The 19916-nt window shown below is 69.8% G+C and carries 18 protein-coding genes; 10 read left to right on the forward strand and 8 right to left on the reverse strand.

From position 1 onward, the window contains the following. Positions 1-96: 96 nt before the first annotated feature. Together pdxR and AB4Z01_RS16305 are read left to right on the forward strand one after the other, a co-directional pair. Positions 97-1608, forward strand: a complete 1512-nt coding sequence (gene pdxR / locus AB4Z01_RS16300; RefSeq protein WP_441695410.1) for a MocR-like pyridoxine biosynthesis transcription factor PdxR — start codon at positions 97-99, stop codon at positions 1606-1608. 363 nt (positions 1609-1971) lie between these two features. Further along, positions 1972-2916 carry a hypothetical protein gene (locus tag AB4Z01_RS16305; protein WP_441695412.1) on the forward strand — a complete coding sequence of 315 codons (945 nt, stop codon included), beginning with the start codon at positions 1972-1974 and terminating at the stop codon, positions 2914-2916. 328 nt (positions 2917-3244) lie between these two features. Here AB4Z01_RS16305 and AB4Z01_RS16310 read toward each other — a convergent pair whose 3' ends face one another. The 8 genes from AB4Z01_RS16310 to AB4Z01_RS16345 all read right to left on the reverse strand — a co-directional run bounded on the left by AB4Z01_RS16310 (position 3245) and on the right by AB4Z01_RS16345 (position 11403). Beyond that, a complete protein-coding gene (locus tag AB4Z01_RS16310) occupies positions 3245-4177 on the reverse strand; it encodes a dihydrodipicolinate synthase family protein (RefSeq protein ID WP_441695414.1) in 933 nt (310 codons plus the stop codon). Continuing rightward, entirely contained in the window at positions 4174-5142 is a 969-nt protein-coding gene (locus tag AB4Z01_RS16315) for an ABC transporter ATP-binding protein (protein ID WP_441695417.1), read from the reverse strand. Before AB4Z01_RS16315 ends, AB4Z01_RS16310 begins: the two co-directional genes overlap by 4 nt. Positions 5143-5144: 2 nt before the next feature. Next, positions 5145-6161, reverse strand: a complete 1017-nt coding sequence (locus AB4Z01_RS16320) for an ABC transporter ATP-binding protein (protein ID WP_441695420.1) — start codon at positions 6159-6161, stop codon at positions 5145-5147. Between the two features lie 8 nt (positions 6162-6169). After that, positions 6170-7096, reverse strand: a complete 927-nt coding sequence (locus AB4Z01_RS16325) for a dihydrodipicolinate synthase family protein (protein WP_441695422.1) — start codon at positions 7094-7096, stop codon at positions 6170-6172. Between the two features lie 15 nt (positions 7097-7111). After that, the gene (locus AB4Z01_RS16330; protein WP_441695425.1) at positions 7112-7996 is read right to left on the reverse strand and encodes an ABC transporter permease; all 885 of its coding nucleotides are present in this window, start codon (positions 7994-7996) and stop codon (positions 7112-7114) included. Between the two features lies 1 nt (position 7997). Then, positions 7998-8978, reverse strand: a complete 981-nt coding sequence (locus AB4Z01_RS16335; protein WP_441695427.1) for an ABC transporter permease — start codon at positions 8976-8978, stop codon at positions 7998-8000. A 117-nt stretch (positions 8979-9095) separates the two neighbouring features. Continuing rightward, positions 9096-10661: an ABC transporter substrate-binding protein gene (locus AB4Z01_RS16340; RefSeq protein WP_441695430.1), complete on the reverse strand. Its 1566-nt coding sequence runs from the start codon at positions 10659-10661 to the stop codon at positions 9096-9098. Between the two features lie 25 nt (positions 10662-10686). After that, a complete protein-coding gene (locus AB4Z01_RS16345) occupies positions 10687-11403 on the reverse strand; it encodes a FadR/GntR family transcriptional regulator (RefSeq protein WP_441695433.1) in 717 nt (238 codons plus the stop codon). Between the two features lie 85 nt (positions 11404-11488). Here AB4Z01_RS16345 and AB4Z01_RS16350 point away from each other — a divergent pair, with 85 nt between their 5' ends. From AB4Z01_RS16350 to AB4Z01_RS16385, 8 genes are read left to right on the forward strand one after another with little or no spacing between them, the layout of a single operon-like run. Beyond that, entirely contained in the window at positions 11489-12460 is a 972-nt protein-coding gene (locus AB4Z01_RS16350; protein ID WP_441695436.1) for a Gfo/Idh/MocA family protein, read from the forward strand. Beyond that, positions 12457-13473 carry a Gfo/Idh/MocA family protein gene (locus AB4Z01_RS16355; RefSeq protein WP_441695439.1) on the forward strand — a complete coding sequence of 339 codons (1017 nt, stop codon included), beginning with the start codon at positions 12457-12459 and terminating at the stop codon, positions 13471-13473. Before AB4Z01_RS16350 ends, AB4Z01_RS16355 begins: the two co-directional genes overlap by 4 nt. Positions 13474-13532: 59 nt before the next feature. Beyond that, positions 13533-14312, forward strand: coding sequence for a GntR family transcriptional regulator (locus tag AB4Z01_RS16360; RefSeq protein ID WP_441695442.1), 780 nt, complete (start codon positions 13533-13535; stop codon positions 14310-14312). Continuing rightward, a complete protein-coding gene (locus tag AB4Z01_RS16365; RefSeq protein WP_441695444.1) occupies positions 14309-15814 on the forward strand; it encodes an ABC transporter substrate-binding protein in 1506 nt (501 codons plus the stop codon). Before AB4Z01_RS16360 ends, AB4Z01_RS16365 begins: the two co-directional genes overlap by 4 nt. Positions 15815-15816: 2 nt before the next feature. Next, positions 15817-17310, forward strand: a complete 1494-nt coding sequence (locus tag AB4Z01_RS16370; protein WP_441695447.1) for an ABC transporter substrate-binding protein — start codon at positions 15817-15819, stop codon at positions 17308-17310. Between the two features lie 19 nt (positions 17311-17329). Beyond that, positions 17330-18256, forward strand: coding sequence for an ABC transporter permease (locus AB4Z01_RS16375; protein ID WP_441695449.1), 927 nt, complete (start codon positions 17330-17332; stop codon positions 18254-18256). Next, positions 18253-19113 (forward strand): ABC transporter permease, encoded by an 861-nt coding sequence (locus tag AB4Z01_RS16380; protein WP_441695452.1) that lies wholly within the window; start codon positions 18253-18255, stop codon positions 19111-19113. Before AB4Z01_RS16375 ends, AB4Z01_RS16380 begins: the two co-directional genes overlap by 4 nt. A 7-nt stretch (positions 19114-19120) precedes the next feature. After that, on the forward strand, positions 19121-19906 hold the full coding sequence (locus AB4Z01_RS16385; protein WP_441695454.1) for an SDR family NAD(P)-dependent oxidoreductase: 786 nt from the start codon (positions 19121-19123) through the stop codon (positions 19904-19906). Positions 19907-19916: the final 10 nt, after the last annotated feature.

The raw sequence follows: 19916 nt of genomic DNA on the forward strand, positions 1-19916 counted from the left end.
GATGAGTCCAGATGGCCCCTGTCGATGAGTCCAGATTGCGCCAGGGGATAAAATACGATCTTATTCAATCCAGGGTTGGTGGTGCAGGAGAGGCCTGTGGCGGCCGACGATATTCTGTGGCGGCAATTGCTGACGCTGTCGCGCCGGCCCGATTTGACGCTGCAGGCTCAGCTGCGCGGCGCCATCGCCCAGGCGGTGCTGGACCGGCGGCTGCCGCCGGGTGCCGAGCTGCCCTCGTCACGCCGGCTGTCCGAGATCCTCGGGATCAGCCGCAACACCGTGATCCAGGCCTATGACCAGCTGACCCAGGAAGGCTTCATCTCGGCGCGCAGCCGGTCCAAGCACATCGTCGATCCGGCGGCGCTGGTGAATGCCGCGCGGGCGGCCGGGGTGCGGACCGATGCGCCGATTCGCCGGCCGGACTGGACCGCGCGGCTGACCAGCCGCCCGTCCCGCACCCGGCATGTGATGAAGCCGGTCGACTGGTACAATTACCGCTTCCCCTTCGTCTACGGCCAGCCAGACCCGACCCTGTTCCCGATCGCGGAGTGGCGCGAGGTGGTGCAGCTGTCGCTGCGCTCGGTCGCCATCCGCGACTGGGCCGGCGACCGCGTCGACGCCGACGACCCGCTGCTGATCGAGCAGTTGCAGAAGCGGATCCTGCCGCGCCGCGGCATCTGGGTGTCGCCGGAGCAGATCCTGGTCACGATCGGGGCGCAGCAAGCGCTGTACCTCGCCGCATCGCTGCTGCTGAAGCCGGAGCGGACGGTCGGGATCGAGCAGCCGGGCTATCCCGACATCCGCAACCTGTGCCGGCAGTTCGGCGCCCGCACCCTGCCGCTGGCGATGGACCATCACGGGCTGCGGCCGACCGGCAGCCTGGCCGAATGCGACATGCTGTTCGTGCAGCCGAGCCACCAGAACCCGACCACGGTGACCATGCCGCTGGCGCGGCGGCAGGAGCTGCTGCAGGCCGCGTCGGTGCACGACCTGGTGATCGTCGAGGATGACTACGACAGCGAGCTAACCTTCGTCGGCGAGGCCACCCCGGCGCTCAAGGCGCTCGATCGCGACGACCGGGTTATCTATGTCGGCAGCGTGTCGAAGACCCTGGCCCCGGGGCTGCGGCTGGGCTACGTGGTCGGGGCGCCGGAGTTCATCGCCGAGGCGCGGGCGATGCGGCGGCTGACGTCGCGGCACCCGCCGGCCAACAACCAGCGCGCGGTGGCGCTGTTCCTGCAGCTGGGCCATCACGACTCCGCGATCAAGCGGCTGATCGCCGCCTATCGCGAGCGCGCCGACGCGATCGGCGAAGGCCTGCGCAGCCATCTGCCGGAGTTCGAGTTCCGGCCGCCGGCCGGCGGCTCCGCGCTGTGGGCCGAGGGGCCGGCCGACGTGTCGATGACCGCGGTCGCCGCCGCCGGGGCGCCGCAGGGGCTGTTGCTGGACCCCGGGGCGGTGTTCTTCGACCACCCGCTGCCGCCGGAGAATTTCCTGCGCTTCGGCTATTCCTCGATCCCGGTCGACCGCATCGACCCCGGCATCCAGCTGCTGGCCAGGCTAGTCCGCGCCGAACGCCACGGCGCCCTGCAGGCCGGGGTGGGGTGACACCGGCGGTGGAAGGTGGCCTCTCCCGTTTGCCAGACCTTTTCAGAATCCAGCCATCCGACTCGACCTATGCCTTTAATCCTCCCCCTCCCCTTTGCGGGAGGGGGCTGAGGGAGGGGTCCGCGCGCGTCCGCGCGCATGGGCAGTGAACAGAGATCGCCATCCGTGCCGATCCTCCGACGATCCAGGCCGGGTCGAGCCGAGAGCCCCCTCCCTCTACCCCCTCCCGCAAGGGGAGGGGGAGAGTGGAAAGCGTGCGTCGGTTCAGATGATCGAATTCTGAAAAGGTCTCGCAAGCGATGACGATGCAACCGGCATGCGATTCCGCTTGACTGCATGTTCCCTTTTTGTTCTAATCAGGACATGATCGATGCCTCCTCAGCCGGGACTCCCTCCGCCGCCTCGCCGTCCACGGACGAGCGGGAGGCCGAGGTGCTGTCCGGGCTGACGAAGCTCGCTCTGGAGATGGCCCGGACCTTTCAGGATCGAGGCCTCGCCGCCCTCGCGGCCGGCGATCTCGACCGCGCCGGCAAGGCCGAGGCCCGTTTCAGCACCCTCTTCCTCGCCATCCGCCGCGCCGTCGCGCTCACGCTGCGCCGCTGGCGGGAGGACGCCGCGGCATGGCCGGGCGCGGTCGAGGCCGACACCGCGATGCTATCCGAGCTGATGGAGCTCGCGGAGGCGCTGGCCCGCGGCTTTCACGCCCAAGCCCTCGCCGCCCTTGCGGCCGGCGATCTCGACCGCGCCGGGGATGCGGAGACCCGCTTCAGCAGCCTGTTCCTCGGCATCCGCCGCGCCATCGCGCTCAAGGCCAGGTTGCGGCAGCAGCGGGAGCAGGCACGGCGCGACGCCGAGATCCGGCGGAAGGCCCGGCAGGACGAGAAGGACGACCGACGCCAGGCCGTCGCCCAGGGCGTCGCCGCCGCCATCGCCGCGGTTCCCGACGCCGACGCCCAGGAGCGGCTGACCGCCGAGCTCCGGGAAAAGCTGACCGAGGACGAGCGCATCGATGTCGACCTCGCCGACACCGCCTTGCCGATCGAGGCCCTGATCGCCAGCCTGTGCCGGGCCCTCGGCCTCCCGCCCCTCGGCACTCCTCCGGCCGGCGGCCCCGCCGCGGCGAAAGCCGGGGCCGATGGTGCGGGCGCCGGCCCGAAGGGCGAGCGCCGGATGCACAGCCTCGCCACCGGCGGGTCTTCAACCAGAACCGGCAGCCTGTCCCGGCACCGCCTGGGGATAACCGGCCGGCCGCCGGCACCGGACCGACAGCCGCGCCCGAACCTGCTCCGCCCCCGCGGTCCGCCCTGATCGGCCGACGCCCGCCGAACGCCGCCGCCAGGACAACGAGTGCAACACTGGTGGCCCTCTGCAGATGCTCGCCCACATTCACCGGCACGGCCGACCGGAAGACCGGTCGCCGTGGCCGGAGGCATGCGCGCGGTGTTCTCCGCGTGCGGATCGCAATGCCTTGACCTGAAAGAGATTCCCGCTTCCGCGGGAATGACGACGAGGGGAACGGTTGCTGTTCTGAAAAGGTCTCGCAAGGGAGACCTTTCACAATAGCCGCGCCTACTCTTGTTAGTCCCCCCTCCCCTTGCGGGAGGGGGGACTTATTGAGTTTCGGAGAGTGTCTCAGCTAAGCCGTGAACAGCTCCGGCATCATCGACCGCGCCATCGGGCGGAGGCGATCCGCCTCGGCTTCGTCGATCCAGCGATAGGGGCGGCGCAGCCGGGTGCCGACTGGCCCCCAGCCGCCGATCGCGGCCAGGAGCTTGTCGAGCGCGGCATTCGAGTAGCCATGCAGGTTGCGGAACGGCACGACGTGTTCGTCCATGAAGCGACAGATCCGGCGTTCAAGCTCGAGCGCTGCATCCAGATCGCTCGCCATCCGGTCGGTCCAGGCCTGGGCCCCCGCCGGGCTGAGGCAGGCGACGTTGGAGAAGGCGCCGGCGGCAACGCCGTGCCTCGTGCCGGTGGCGAGATGGTGGCCCGGGACGAACAGCGCGGTACCGGACAGGCACTGCTTCGCCGCCGCGTACCAGGCGTCGTCGCCATCCGCCAGCTTGATGCCGGCCACCGCCGGCACGGCCCGGACCAGCCGGCCGAGCTCGTCCGGCGCCAGAACCCGCTTGGCGTGCGGCGGGTTGTAGAGGATCAGCGGCACCCCGCGGGCCACCTCGGCCATCAGCTCGAGGAAGTCCAGCGCCTCCGGCTCGGTCACCGGCCACCAGTCCGGCAGCACCACCTGGATCGCCGCCGGGCCGAGGTCCCGTGCCAGCGTCACCCGCTCCCGCGCCAGGCTCGGGTCCGGCTGGCAGGCGCCGATCACGAATTGCATGCCGGCGGCCCGGCACTTCTCGGCCAGCAGCGCCTGGATCGCCGCGTATTCCGCCTCGGTCTGGTTGTGCAGCTCCCCCGCCGTGCCGTTGGAATAGATGCCGTCGACCTGCGCCGCGACCAGCAGGTCGATCTCCTCGGCCAGCCGTCCGAAATCGATGCTCTCATCCGCCGCGATCGGCAGCAGCAGCGTCGCCCAGTTGCCGCGCAACACGGCGTTCCGCCCGGTCATCGGCTGACATCCTGGCGGATGCAGGCCTTGAAGTGGCCGGGCTCGACCTCCTCCAGCACCGGCACCTCGCGGGCGCAGGCTTCGACCGCGTGCGGGCAGCGGGTGCGGAAGACGCAGCCGGAGGGCGGGTTGGCCGGGCTGGGGATGTCGCCCTTCAGGATCTGGCGCTGGCGCGGGCGGTCGGGGTCCGGGTCGGGGATCGCCGACAGCAGCGCCCGGGTGTAGGGATGCTTCGGCGCGGCGTAGAGCCGGTCGCTCGGCGCGATCTCCATGATCCGGCCGAGATACAGCACGATCACCCGGTCGCAGATGTACTCCACCACCGCGAGATCGTGCGAGATGAACAGCATGGTCAGGCCGAGGCGCAGCTGCAGGTCGCGCAGCAGGTTGACGATCTGCGCCTGCACCGAGACGTCGAGCGCAGAGACCGGCTCGTCCGCGACCAGGAACTCCGGCTCCAGCACCAGGGCGCGGGCGATGCCGATGCGCTGGCGCTGGCCGCCGGAGAACTCATGGGCGTAGCGCTCGACCGCGTCGGCCGGCAGCTCCACCGCCTCCAGCGCCGCCCGCGCCTTGGCCAGCCGCTCGCGGCCGGTGCCGATGCCCTGGATCGCCAGGCCCTCGGTCAGGATCTCGCCGATCGTCATGCGCGGCGACAGGCTGGCGAAGGGGTCCTGGAAGATGTACTGCATCCGCCGCCGCTGCCGCCGCAGCGCGGCGCCGGACAGCTTGGTCAGGTCCTGGCCGTCGAACACGACCTCGCCGGCCGTCGGCTCGATCAGCCGCAGCACCGACCGGCCGATCGTGGTCTTGCCCGAGCCGGATTCGCCGACCAGCCCGACCACCTCGCCGCGGCCGACCTCGAAATGGATGTCGTCGAGCGCGCGCACCACCGGGCCGCGGCCGAAGGTGCCGGGGCCGAAATGCTTGGCCAGGCCGCGCACGGCGAGAAGCGGATCGGCCATGGTCAGAGCTCCTGCCAGCGGATGCAGCGGCTGGTGTGGCCGGGGCCGACCTCGGCCGGCGCCGGCACCGCGGCGCGGCAGGCCTCGATCACATGCGGGCAGCGCGTGGCGAAGGCGCAGCCGGGCGGCATGGCGGCCAGGCTGGGCACCGTGCCGGGGATGGTGGCCAGCTTCTCGCCCGCCGCCTTCAGCCGCGTCGCCTCGCCCAGCTTCGGCACCGAGGCCAGCAGGCCGATGGTGTAGGGGTGGCGCGGGTGGCGGAACACCTCGCGCACCGGCCCGGTCTCGACGATCCGGCCGGCATACATCACCGCGACGCGATGGGCGATCTCGGCGACCACGCCGAGATTGTGGGTCACGAACAGCACCCCCATGCCGCGCTGGTCCTGCAGCCGGCGCAGCAGGTCGAGGATCTGCGCCTGGATGGTGACGTCGAGCGCGGTGGTCGGCTCGTCGGCCAGCAGCAGCGTCGGGTCGCAGGCCAGCGCCATGGCGATGGTGGCACGCTGGCGCATGCCGCCCGACAGCTCGTGCGGATACTGCGCCGCCCGCCGCTTCGGGTCGGGGATGCCGACGCTGTCGAGCAGGTCGACCGCAGCGGCCCAGGCTGACCGGCGGTTGCGGCCGAGATGGATGCGGACCGGCTCCGCGATCTGGTCGCCTATGGTGTAGACCGGGTTCAGGCTGGTCATCGGCTCCTGGAACACCATGCCGATGTCGTTGCCCCGGATCCGCCGCCGCGCCTCCCCGTCCAGCGTCGCCAGGTCCCGATCCCGCCCGTCCTTGCCACGGAACCGGATCGACCCCGCGGCCACGCGCCCGGCCTTGGCCGGCAGCAGTCCCATGATGGAGAGGCTCGTCACCGACTTGCCGGAGCCGGACTCGCCGACCAGCGCAACGGTCTCCGCCGCGCCGATGGCGAGGTCGAGATCCGCGACCGCGGTCACCTCGCGCCCGCGGATGCGGAACACCGTCCGCAGCCCGTGGACGTCGAGGATGGGGTGCTGAGCCTCTGCCATCAGGGTCCTCAGGCCAAGAGGCCGGTCGCCTGCAGGATGGCCTCGACCTTCGCGGCCTCGGCATCGTTCAGCGCCCGCTGCGGCCGGGCCATGACGTTGGTGTCGATGATGCCGAGGCGGCGCATCGCGGTCTTGAAGCCGCCGACGCCGGCCGACCCGGCGCTGGTGCGCGGCAAGCTGACCCAGACGATCTCGAACAGGCGGCACAGCCGCTCCTGCTCCACCCGCGCCGCCGCCCAATCGCCCTTGCGGCACAGGTCGTAGAGGCGGACATAGCCGTGCGGGTCGACATTGGCGAGGCCGGGCACGATGCCGTGGGCGCCGGCGGCCAAGGCGGAGTCGCAGACGATCTCCGACCCCGTCATCATCGCGATCTCCGGCCGGTCGGCCAGGTCCAGCAGGGCGAAGCGGAAATTGCCGTCGTCGCCGCTCGAATCCTTCAGCCCGGCGATGGTGCCCTCGCGGGCCAGCGTCACCACGCCGGCACGGTCCAGCTTGACATGGACACAGACCGGGATGTCGTAGGCGATCACCGGGACGTCGATGGCCTCGCGGATGTAGCGGAAATGGTCGACCACCTCCGGCGCGCTGGTGCGGGCATAGAACGGCGCCGTCACCACCACGGCATCGACGCCGATCGACTGCGCCACCTTGGCGTGGCCGATGACGCGGTCGGTGGTCGGGTCGATCACCCCGGCCAGCACCGGCACGCGGCCGTTCGCGACCTTGACCGCGTGCTCCAGGATCTTCCGGCGCGTCGCCTCATCATGGAACACCACCTCGCTGGTGGAGCCGAGCACGAACAGCCCGTGCACGCCGCCGCCGATCAGATGCTCGAGCACGCGGGTGAAGGAGGGGTAGTCGACCTGGAAATCCGCGGTCAGCGGGGTGACGACGGGCGGGACGACGCCCTGGAAGGCTGGGGCTGAGGCCATGACGGGTCTTTTCGGTCAGTTGAGTTCGGAACGGGGGTCGAAGGCGTCGCGCAGTCCGTCGCCGACGAAGTTGATGGCCAGCACGGTGATCACCAGGGCGGCGCCCGGGAACAGCCATTGCCAGGGGTACTGCTCCAGCACCACGGTGCTGCGGGCGGCGTTCAGCATGTTGCCCCAGCTCGCCTCCGGCGGCGGCACGCCGAGGCCGAGGAAGGACAGGCCGGCCTCGAGCAGGATGGCGGCGGCGATCTGCAGCGTGGCGTAGACCACCAGGATGTCGATCGAGTTCGGCAGGCCGTGCCGCCACAGCAGATGGCCGAGGCCGGCGCCCATGCCGCGCGACGCCACCACGAAGTCGCGCTCGCGCAGCTCCATCAACCGGGCCCGCACCATGCGCGCCAGCACCGGCCAGGACAGCAGCGAGATGACGATGATGGTCGGCACGATGCCGGCGCCGGTGATCGAGGCCAGCACCAGCAGCGAGATCACCGGCGGCAGGGTCATGGCGAGGTCGACGAAGCGCATGATCGCGGCATCGGTGAAGCGCCCGGCCATGGCCGAGATCGAGCCGACCAGGAAGCCGATCACCACCGAGATCGCGACCGAGACCACCGCCACCAGCAGCGAGATGCGCCCACCCTGCAGCACCCGGACCAGGATGTCGCGGCCGACGCCGTCGGTGCCGAGCCAATGGGCCGCGCTGGGACCCTTGTTGAGGGCCAGGAGGTCGATCTCGTTCGGCTTGTGGCCGAGGATCAGCGGGTAGGCGACGATCAGGACCAGCATCGGCACCAGGATGGCGATGCCGGCCAGCGCGGCGCCGTTGGCGGCGAAGCGGCGGAAGGCGCGGGCCAGCGGGCCGTTGCCGCCGCGGGAGCGCGAGGTTTCCACCACTGCCATCTCAGGCCACCTGGATCCGCGGGTCGATCGCCGCATAGGCGATGTCGGTCAGCAGGTTGGCGAGGATCACGCAGGCGCCGACCACCAGCGTCGCGCCCATGATCACCGGATAGTCGCGGGTCTCCACCGCGCTGACCAGCAGCAGGCCCATGCCCGGCCAGTTGAACACGCTCTCCAGGAAGATGGCGCCGCCGACGGCGATGCCGATGGTCGACCCGATCAGGGTGACGACCGGCAGCAGCGCGTTGCGCAGCGCGTGCTTCACGATCACCCAGAACTCCCTGACCCCCTTGGCGCGGGCCGAGCGGACATAGTCCTGGTTCAGCACCTCCAGCAGCGAGGCGCGCATGTAGCGCATGATCAGCGCGGCATGGCCGATCGACAGCAGCAGCGCCGGCAGGATCAGGTGGCTGGCCAGGTCGCCGAGCGAGAACGGCGCGCCGGGGGTCAGCATGCCGCCGGACGGCGCCCAGCGCAGCAGCACCGAGAAGACGTAGAGGCCGACCAGCGCGGTCAGGAAGGCCGGGCTGGAGATGCCGAGGAAGGCTGTGACCGACAGGCCGAGATCGGTCGCCGAGTTGCGCTTGACGGCGCCGATGATGCCGGCGCCGATGCCGACCACGATGGCGATCGCCAGCCCCGTCCCCATCAGCAGCAGGGTCGGCCCGATCCGCTGTGCGACCAGGCCCAGCACGGTCTCGCCATTGCGCTGCAGCGAAAAGCCGAGATCGCCGCGCAGCGCTCCGCCGAGCCAGGCCAGGTACTGCACCGGCAACGGCTGGTCGAGGCCGAGACGGGCGCGCACGGCGGCCATCTCCTCCTGCGACATCGCCACATTCGGGTTGATATAGGCGTCGATCGGGTCGCCGGGCGCGAGCCGGAGCAGGATGAAGATCAGCAGGCTGAGTGCGATCAGCATGCCGACCCCGACCGCGAGGCGACGAAGGCAGAAGTTCAGCATCTCGCGTTCCGAAAAGGCCATCTCTCCAGTGAAAAAACCGTCATTGCGAGGAGGCGAAGCCGACGAAGCAATCCAGGGGCCGGGGCAAACGGCCCTGGATTGCTTCCCCCGACTCGAGGCCGGGGTCGCAATGACGATCTATTCAATCGCCCACTTCTCCGGATGGGCAGCGAAGGGGCCGCCGGCGGGGGCCGGGATCCAGACGAAGTCCTTCAGCTTGGCTGAGGCGACGCCGTAGCGCTTGGCCACCCACATGGTGGCCCAGGGCAGGTTGGCGTTCATCGCCTTGCACACGGCCTGATAGCGTTCCGGCCGCTTGGAATCGTCGGTCTCGTTCAGCGCGGCGTCGAAGGCGCCGGTCAGCTCCGGCATGCGGATGCGCAGGAAGTTGGCGCCGGCCGGCGGGATCTGCTTCTCGTTCAGGCCGATGTTGATGGCGCTGGGGTCCGGCCCGTTCTGCAGCCCGGCATAGACCATCGGGAACTGCGACCAGTCCGGGCTCTGGGCGTAGATGGTGGCGTTGTAGGTCGGCGTGTCGACCGCCCGCGGCACCACATTGATGCCGACCTGGGCCAGCATCGCCTGCACCGCGGCCAGCACGTTCGATGCCAGCGGCGTGTTGTAGTAGGTCAAGAGCGGGATCGGCTTGTCGCCGTTGATCTTGTCCCAGCCAGCCTCGGCCAGCAGCTGCTTCGCCTTCTCCGGATCATAGCCATAGCTGTCGATGCCGGAGGGCAGCAGGTGGTTGGCGACATAGCCGCAATTGGCGATCTCGGCGGCGCCCTTGTACAGGCTCTGCACGATCGCATCGCGGTTGATCGCGTGCATCACCGCCTGGCGCACGCGGACATCCTTCCACAACGGCACCTCCTGGTTGAAGCCCAGGTAGTTGACGACGTAGGAGTTGCCCTCGATCACCTTGAAGCCGTCATTGCCCTGGAAGGTGGCGACGTCGTCGGCCTCGACATAGCTGAAGGCGATCTCTCCGGAGCGCAGCGCCGCTACCGCCGCCGCGGTGTTGGCGAAGTAGCGGTTGATGATCCGGTCCGTCACCGGCTTGCCGCCGCGGTAATCGGCATTGGCGGCCAGCTCGACATACTGGTCGGTGACGTAGCGCGAGAACTTGTAGGGGCCGGTGCCGATCGGCGACTTCGACCACCATTCATGCTTGGCCAGCGACGCCGACGGAATGTCCTTCAGCGCGTGCTGCGGCAGCATCATCAGCTGGGTCAGCGTCGCCAGCAGGCCGGCATTCGGCGCCGACAGCTTCAGCACCGCGGTCTTCGAATCCGGCGTCTCGACCGAGGCGATGGCGCCGAGGCGGGCGGTGAAGACCGTGCCGGTGGCGCCGTTCTTCGCCGTGTCGATGGTGAACTTCACATCGGCCGAGGTGAAGGGCTGGCCGTCATGCCATTTCGCGTCGGCCAGCTTGAAGGTGTATTGCAGCTTGTCGGCGCTGACCTCGTAGCTCGACGCCAGGTCGCCGACGATGCTCTCCAGCTTGTCGTCGTTGATCACCAGCGGCTCGAAATACAGGCTAAGCCAGGTGAAGCCGCCGGTGGCGGAAAGCGGGTTGAAGTTGCCCTGGAAACCGCCCGGGCCGACATCGAACCCGCCGGTGATCGTCGACGGCTCCTGCGCCACGGCGGGTGCGCCCGGCGCCCAAGCCATGGCGGCGGCAAGCGCCAGCGCGGATGCCAGCATCCCGAATCTCATCATGTCCTCCCTGTCAGTTTTCTGCTTTCGCGCCCTTCCGGGTCGCGAGGAGACGGGCGATCCCGTCATAGTGTTGGTCGAGCCGGCTGCGGGCCGCGGCCCCGTCGCGCGCCTCGACCGCAGTGTAGATTTCCTGATGATCCCGCCAGGTCGCCATCGGATCGGCATTGGCCAGGTTCACGAAGTCGGATGCCTTGTAGAAGGCCATCCAGAACACATCGATCAGGCTGGTCAGCATGCGGTTGTTCTGGCAGCGGAACAGCAGGTGGTGGAATTGCTGGTCCTCCTCGGCGAAGCTCTCGTTCCGCTCGGCCCGGCGGCGCATGCGCTCGACCGTGTCCTTCAGCTCCGCCAGGTCCGCCTCGCCGATCAGCTCGATGGTCTTGCCGATCAGCCCGACCTCCAGCACGCGGCGGATCTCCAGCACCTCCTCGACCTCGCGCAGGGCGCCGCCCAGGCCATAGGCCAGGTTGGCCAGCAGCGGCTCGAACGAGAACGCCTTCACGAACACGCCGATGCCGCGCCGCGTCTCCAGGATGCCGAGCGATTCCAGCGCCTTGATCGCCTCGCGCACGGAGTTGCGGCTGACCCCGAGCTGCTGCGCCAGATCGTTCTCCGGCGGCAACGGCGCGCCGGGGGCGAGGGCGTTGTCGTCGATATAGCTCTTCAGGCTCTCCTGAACCGAGACATGGAGCAGCGGCGGCCGGGCGAGCGGCTTGATCTCCTTCATCGGCGGCATCCCAGGATCAGCATGGCTTGATGGTTGCCGACTTGTAGGATATCTGTCAAGGCCATAAGCCAAGAGGGAGGATGGGATGGCCCGGGTGGCCTTGGCGGGCGTGGGGCATTGGCATGCGGGCATGCATCTGGAGGCGGCCCGCGCGGCGGGTGCCGAGGTGGTCGCCGCCTGGGACCCGGACCCCGCGGTCGCGGCCGGATTCGCCGCGAAGCACGAGGTAGCCCACCAGCCCACGGTCGCGGCGCTGATCGCCATGAAGCCCGAGCTGACAGTGGTCATGGGCCGACCGGACCACGTGCCTGATTTGGCCCTGGCCTGCATCGAGGCGGGCCTGCCGATCGTGCTGGAGAAGCCGGCCGCGGTGTCGACCGCCGCCCTGGAGCCGCTGGCAGAGGCGGCGCGCGGCCTGTTCGTCGCCGTGCCCCTGCCCAACCGATGCGGGCCAATCTGGGCGGAGATCGAGGCACTGGAGGCCGCCGGCCGGCTCGGCCCGGTCTCGCACGCCCAGTTCCGCATCGTGAACGGCCCGCCGCAGCGCTACAGGCTGGACGGCGTGCCCTGGGTGCTGGACCCGGCGATCGGCGGCGGCGGGGCGCTGCGCAACCTCGGCATCCACGGCATCGACGCTGCGCTGGCGCTGGCCGGCGGCGTCGATCTCGCCATCGTCTCGGCCGCGGTCGACCGGCGCCTGCATGGCGAGGCGGTCGAGGAGTACGCGATCGTCACCCTCCGGGCGCCGGACGGCATGATCGCGACGGTCGAGGCCGGCTACACCTATGCCTCGATGGCGCCGGGCGGCGATTTCGAATGGCGGGTCTCGGCCCGCAACGCCACCCTCATCGACCGCGGCGATAGCTGCCGCGTCGCAACGCTCGACGAGGGGCAGGTGCGCGACCTGGCGCCGATCCCGCCGGCGGACCGGTACAAGGCCTTTATGGCCGACACGCTGGACCGCTTGGCGCGCAACGCGGCGCCGGCGGTCGGGATCGGCGATTATCTGCAGGCCATGCGCCTGATCGACCGGGCTTACGCGGAGGCAAGAGCATGATCGGCATCGGCATCATCGGCGCCGGTTATTTCGGCGCGATCCATGCGCGCGCCATCGCCGTCGTGCCGGGCGCGCGGGTCGCGGCGGTCTGCCGCCAGGACATCGACGCCGCCCGGGCCTTTGCGCGGGAGCATGGCGGCACCGCCCATGCCCATTGGCAAGCGCTGCTGGACGACCCGGCGGTCGACGTGGTGCTGATCGCGACGCCGCATCACCTGCATGCCGAGATGGCAATCGCCGCGGCGCAGGCGGGCAAGCACATCCTGCTGGAAAAGCCGATGGCGCCGACGGTCGCCGAATGCGACGCGATCAACGCCGCGGTCGAGCGGGCGGGCGTCCATCTGATGGTCGGCCACGTGCTGCATTTCGCCCTGCCCTGCCTCGCCGCCCGGGAGATCATCACGTCCGGCGATATCGGCCGTCCGGTGCTCGGCAGCAGCTGGCTGATCAAGCTGTGGATGGAGGCGAACCGCCAGCCCTGGCACCTGTCGCGCCAGACCGGCGGCGGCATGCTGCTGACCGCCGGGATCCATGCGCTTGATCGGCTGGTCTGGCTGATGGACGGCCCGGTGGCGGCGGTCTCGGCCATGGCCGGCACCCATTTCCACGACCAGGAGGCCGACGACACGGCGCTGATGCTGCTGCGCTTCGCCGACGGACGGATCGGCCAGGTGGCGAGCGTCGGCTACCGCAACGGCGGTGTCGGCTTCGCCATGGACCTGGTCTGCGAGGCCGGGGCGCTGCGTCTCGATTTCGACCAGGGCGTCGCGATCGGCCGTGGCGGCGCCTGGACCCCGGTGCCGAACTCGATCGAGCCGGACTGGGCGCAGCGCGCGGTCGAGCGCGAGTGGCAAGCCATGCTCGCCTTGATCGCCGGCACCGGGCCGAACCCGGCGGATGGCGCCTATGCCCGCCATCTCATCGCTTGCATCGAGGCGGCCGGGCAGTCCGAACGGTCCCGCCGCGAGGTCGCACTGCCAGCCACCCCGACAAGAATTCCTAATTCAGGATAGCTTTGTAAAATCTCAGATTCGTCTTGTGAGATGTCACGTACAATGCCACGCTGCCCGGCATGTACGATTCGTCCTCGCCCTTCGCCCAGATCCGGCCCCCCGGTGCCGAGCCGAAGACGGCTTTCGCCCTGAAGCGGCTGCGCCGGGCCGTCATCGAATGCGAGCTGCGGCCGGATGCCGAATGCTCGGAGCCTGAGCTCGCCAAGCGCTTCGGCCTGGGCCGCGCCGCCGTCCGCACCGCCCTGACCACACTGGCGGCCGAAGGGCTGGTCGCGGTCGAGCCTCGCCGCGGCTGGCGTGTGGCGCCGCTCACCGGCGCGCTGATCGGCGACGTGATCCGTGCCCGGAAAGCGGTCGAGCCCGGCTTGGCCGACCTCCGGCTTTCGCCCGCCGCCGTCGCCGGACTGATGGCGCTGACCCGCATGGGCGTCGCGCTGCAGGGGCGCGAGGACCGCCAGGCGCTGGTCACCTTGCGCGCCACCGACCGTCAGATCCTGGACCAGCTGGCCAGCCAGGCTGGCGGGCTGGTCGGCGGCTGGCTGGACCAGGTCTGGAACCAGGCGGACCGGATCACGGCCTTCTTCGACCTCGCCGGGCGACACCACCAGCCGATCGGACGGGAACCGCTGATCACTGCCCTCGCGGCTGGCGACGCGGCGGCGGCGCGGCGCGAGATCGCGGCCGCGATCGCTTCCTTCCAGGACTTCGCCACCGACGCCCTGTTCTCCCTGTCCTCGTCCCTCGACGTGGCGGGGAGCGCCGGGCGTCAACGACAAACCAGGCCGACAGCGCGCATGGCACGACCGGATCGGCCACAACAACAGGGGGACATCACATGACGCGGATCAATTGGCTCGGCGCGGGCCTGGGCGTGGCGCTCGGGGCGATGATGCTGGCGGCGGCGCCGGCGATGGCCAAGGACCGGCTCACCGTCGACCTGGTGAACGAGCCGTCCTCGCTAGACCCGCAACTGCAGTGGAACCCGGACAGCTACTACGTCTACCGCAACGTCTTCGACAACCTGGTCACCCGCGACGACAAGGGCGAGATCGTCCCGCAGGTCGCGACCTCCTGGAAGTATCTCTCGGATACCGAGATCGAGTTCCAGATCCGCGACGACATCACCTTCCATGACGGGCAGAAGCTGACGGCGGAGGACGTCGCCTTCAGCGTCCGCCGCATCACCGACCCGAAATTCGCCAGCCCGCAGCTGGGCCAGTTCAACAAGATCACCGGCGCCGAGGCGACCGGCCCGACCACGGTCCGGCTGAAGACCGACGGCCCCTACCCGGCCCTGCTGGCCCAGCTGGTGAAGCTGTCGATCGTGCCGAAGCATGTGGTCGAGGCGGTGGGCAACGACGCCTTCAACCAGAAGCCGGTCGGCAGCGGTCCGTACAAATTCGAGGGCTGGCAACGCGGCGTCGCCGTGACCCTGACCCGCAACGATTCCTATTGGGGGCCGAAGGGGCCGTTCCAGACCGCGGTGTTCCGCGCCGTCCCGGACGCCTCCACCCGCGTGGCCGACCTGCAGGCCGGCACCGCGGACCTCGTCGTCACCCTGGACAGCGACCTCGCCGCCCAGATCCAGGGCTCGGACAAGGTCAAGCCGCTGGTGGTGCTGACCGAGCGCGTCGCCTATCTGCGGCTGAACCCGCTGAAGCCGCCCTTCGACAACCCCAAGCTGCGGCAGGCCGTGGCCTATGCCATCGACAAGCAGGGGCTGACCGAGGGCATCCTGGGCGGCTACGACAAGCCGGTCGCGGAGCTGCTGACCCCCGCCCATGTCGGCTGGACCGAGGGCATCGAGGGCTTCCCCTACGATCCGGAGAAGGCCAAGGCGCTGGTCGCCGAGGCCGGCGATGCGGCGAAGGCCGAGGCCGAGCTGTCCACCGCCCCGGTCTACGACCAGCGCATCGTCCAGGCGGTGCAGCAGCAGCTGGCGGATGTCGGCCTCAATGTGAAGATCACGATGACCGACATGGCCAGCTACCTGAAGCGGTCGCAGGGCAAGCCGCAGGAGGGCGCGAGCATCACCTTCGGCCGCTGGTCCTGCGCCTGCCAGGATGCCGACGGCGTGCTGTTCCCGCTGCTGCACAGCAGCAGCGGCTGGTCCAATTACCGCAACCCCGAGGTCGACAAGCTGCTGGTCGAGGCGCGCTCGACCCTGGACGACGCCACCCGCCTCGACCGCTACGCCAAGGTCAACGAGATCGTCGCCACCGAGGTGCCGGCGCTGCCGCTGTACCAGGCGGCCATCATCTACGGCGCGGCCAAGGGGCTGAACTGGCAGCCGACGCCGAATGAGAGCCTGTTCCTGAACCGCATGTCCTGGGCGGACTGACGATGGCAAGCAGACTCAAGGCCTGCCTGCTCGGCGCGGTGCTCGCACTGGTTGCGGTGCCGGCGCTCGCCGAGGCCAAGGACCGCTTCGTGGTCGACCTGGTCAACGAGCCGTCGACGCTGGATCCGCAGCTTCAATGGAACCCGGACAGCTACTACGTCTACCGCAACATCTTCGACAACCTGGTCACCCGCGACGACAAGGGCGAGATCGCCCCGCAGATCGCGACGGCCTGGAAGGTGCTGTCCGACACCCAGGTCGAGTTCGAGATCCGCGACGGCGTCACCTTCCATGACGGCAGCACGCTGACGCCGGAGGATGTCGCCTACAGCGTCAGCCGGATCATCGATCCGAAGCTGGCCAGCCCGCAGCGGGGCCAGTTCGATAAGATCGTGAAGGCCGAGGCGAACGGCCCGCACAGCGTCGTGCTGACCCTCGCCGGCCCCTACCCGGCCCTGCTGGCACAGCTGGTGAAGCTGTCGATCGTGCCGAAGCATGTGGTCGAGGTGGTCGGCAACGACGCCTTCAACCTCAAGCCGGTCGGCAGCGGGCCATACAAGTTCGACGGCTGGCAGCGCGGCGTCGCCGTCACCCTGACCCGCAACGACGCCTATTGGGGCCAGAAGGGGCCGTTCGCAACGGCGGTGTTCCGGGCCGTGCCCGACGCCGCCACCCGGCTGGCCGACATCCAGGCCGGCAGCGCCGACCTGGCGGTGTCGCTCGATTCCGACCTGGCCGGCCAGCTCGAGGCCTCGGGCAAGGGCAAGCGGCTCTATACGCTGACCGAGCGTTTGGCTTATCTGCGCCTGAACCCGACCAAGCCGCCCTTCGACGACCCCCGGCTGCGCCAGGCCGTGGCCTATGCCGTCGACAAGGAAGGCATCACCGAAGGCATCCTCGGCGGCCTGGACAAGCCGATCGGGCAGATGCTGACACCGGCGCATTTCGGCTGGTTCGAGGACATCCCCGGCCTGCCCTATGACCCGGACAAGGCCAAGGCCCTGGTCGCCGAGGCCGGCGGCTCGCCCAAGGTCGAGATCGCCACCGGCGCCTTCTTCGACCAGCGCGTGGTCCAGGCCATCCAGCAGGAGCTGGCCGATGTCGGCTTCGATGCCAGCATCAAGCTGGTCGACACCCCGACCTTCCTGAAGCTGATCCAGCAGGGCGCGCAGGGCGGCCCGGTCCTGGCCGTCAGCCGGTCCTCCTGCGCCTGCCAGGATGCGGACGGGGCGCTGTACCAGCTGTTCCATTCCGGCAATTCCTGGACCATCGTCGAGAGCAAGGAGCTCGACGGCTGGCTGGACGACGCCCGGTCGACGCTGGACGCCGACCGGCGGCTGACCGACTACCGCAAGGTCAGCACCTTCATCGCCAAGGAGATCCCGGTGGTGCCGCTGTTCCAGACGGTGGCGATCTACGGCGCCGCCAAGCCGCTGCAATGGACGCCGACGCCGAATGAGAGCCTGTTCCTGAACCGCATGTCGTGGTCGGAGTGAGGGAGGACCGGCACCCGGCATGACCGCCTTCCTGCTCCGCCGCCTGGGCCAGGCGCTGCTGACGATTTTCGGCGTCGCCACGCTGATCTTCTTCCTGCAGCGCCTGACCGGCGACCCGACCTACCTGCTGGTGCCGGACACCGCGACCCAGGCGGATATCGAGGCGCTGCGCCATGCGCTGGGCTTCGACCGGCCGCTCTGGGTGCAGTACCTGTCCTTCCTGGGCGAGATCGCCCGCTTCGACCTGGGCCGGTCGGTGGTGCAGCACGTGCCGGTCCTGGACATTATCGCCTCGCGCCTGCCCTACACCCTGGCATTGGCGGCCGGGGCGCTGCTGATCGCCTGCGGCATCGGCATCCCGGTCGGGGTGGCGCTGGCACTGTGGCGCGACCGCTGGGCCGCCCGGCTGCTGGCCGGGCTGGTGCTGGCGGCGCAGAGCATGCCGACCTTCTGGAGCGGCATTCTGATGATCCTGGTCTTCGCCGTCACGCTGGGCTGGCTGCCGCCTTCCTCCACCGGCGGGATCGACCATCTGGTGATGCCGTCGGTGGCGCTGGGCCTGCTCAGCATGGCGACCTTCGCCCGGGTGACGCGGACGGCCCTGCTGGAGGAGCTGTCGAAGGACTATGTCCGCACCGCCCGCGCCCGCGGCGCCGGGACCGGGCGCCTGCTGCTGCGCCACCTGGCCCGCAATGCCTCGATCCCGATCATCACCGTCGCCGGGCTGGAGATCTCGAACCTGCTGGCCGGCGCGGTGATCGTCGAGACGGTGTTCGCCTGGCCGGGGCTGGGGCAGCTGACGGTGCAGTCGATCCTGGCGCGCGACTTCCCGATCGTGCAGGGGGTGGTGCTGCTGGGGTCCTTCGTCACCGTCGCGCTGAACCTGCTGACCGACGTCCTCTACACCGCCGTCGACCCGCGCATCCGGCTGGGGAATGCACGATGAGTGCCGCCGTCGATACATCTCCGGCCCCTGCCGCGCGTCGGCCGCTGCGGCGCGCCTTGCCCTTCATCATCCTGCTGGCGCTGTTCGCCCTGGCCGCGGTGCTGGCGCCGCTGGTCGCGCCCTACGACCCGAATGCCCAGAACCTGCTGGGCCGGCTGAAGCCGCCGGGCACCGTCGCCCGCAACGTGCACTATCTGCTGGGCAGCGACGAGCTCGGCCGCGACCTGCTGAGCCGCCTGGTCTGGGGCGCCCGGATCTCGCTGCTGGTCGCGGTGCTGTCGGTGCTGATCTCCGGCATCGTCGGCACTGTGCTCGGCATGCTCGCGGGGTATATGCGCGGGCCGGTCGAGATGGTGGTGATGCGGGTGGTCGACGTGTTCCTGTCGGTGCCGGCGATCCTGCTGGCCATCATCACCGTCGCCGTGGTCGGGCCCGGCCTCTTGAACGTCATCCTGGTGCTGGCCCTGACGCGCTGGCCGCGCTACGCCCGCGTCGCCTACGGCCAGACCCTGTCGATCGCCGGCCGGCCCTATGTCCGGCTGTCGGCCTTCATGGGCGCCGGGCCGCTGCGCGTGCTGTTCCGCCATATCCTGCCGAACATCCTGGGCGCCGTGACCGTGGTGGCGACGCTGGAGTTCGGGCTGATGGTGCTGTTCGAGGCCGGTCTGTCCTTCCTCGGCCTCGGCGTGCAGCCGCCGACGGCCAGCTGGGGCGCGATGCTGTCGACCGGCCGCAACTACGTCGCCACCGCCTGGTGGATCGCAACGTTCCCCGGCCTCTGCCTGTTCCTGCTGGTGCTCGCCGCCAACCTGATCGGCGACGCGCTGCGCGACCGTCTCGACCCCCACAGCCGATGAGGTGACCATGAACATCCCGAGCGATCTGAACGGCAAGCGCGTGGTGGTGACCGGCGCCTGCGGCGTGGTGGGCAGCTGGATCGCCGCCGCCTTCGCCGAGGCCGGCGCCAGCCTGTGCCTGACCGACACCTCGGAGCCCGATCTCGACCGCCTGGCGATGAACCTGAAGGGCGACCGCTTCACGTATGCGGCCGACCTGCGCCAGGAGACGGAGATCGACGGGCTGGCCGCCGAGATCGCCGTCCGCTGGGGCACGGCGGACATCCTGGTCAACAACGCCGGGGTCTATCCCAGCGGCTTCCTGCTCGACATCGATGTCGCGGAATGGGACCGGATCTTCGACGTCAACCTGCGCGCGCCCTTCCTGCTGACCCGCGCCCTGGCCAGGCAGATGATCGCCGCCCAGGCCCGCGGCAGCATCATCAACATCTCCTCCGGCGCCTCGCGCAAGATGCGGCGGACCGTGGTGCCCTACTGCGTGTCCAAGGCGGCGCTGGACCGGCTGACCAAGGGCTTCGCGCTGGAGCTGGCGGAGTTCGGCATCCGGGTCAACGCGGTCGAGCCCGGCTTCATCGCCGGCAGCAAGGTCAGCCTGCTGACCGAGGAGCATGTCGAGGCGACCAGCGGGTCGATCCCGCTCGGCCGGCCCTCCTCCGCCGCCGATGTCGGCAATTCCGTGCTGTTCCTGGCCAGCGATGCCGCCGCCTACATGACAGGGTCGACGCTGACGGTCGACGGCGGCAACTCGATCGGGTCGATGACCGTCTACCAGGCCAAGAAGTCGCCGCTCTAAGGAGGATCCG

The sequence above is a fragment of the Inquilinus sp. YAF38 genome, from assembly GCF_052113205.1.
GTDB lineage: Bacteria > Pseudomonadota > Alphaproteobacteria > DSM-16000 > Inquilinaceae > Inquilinus.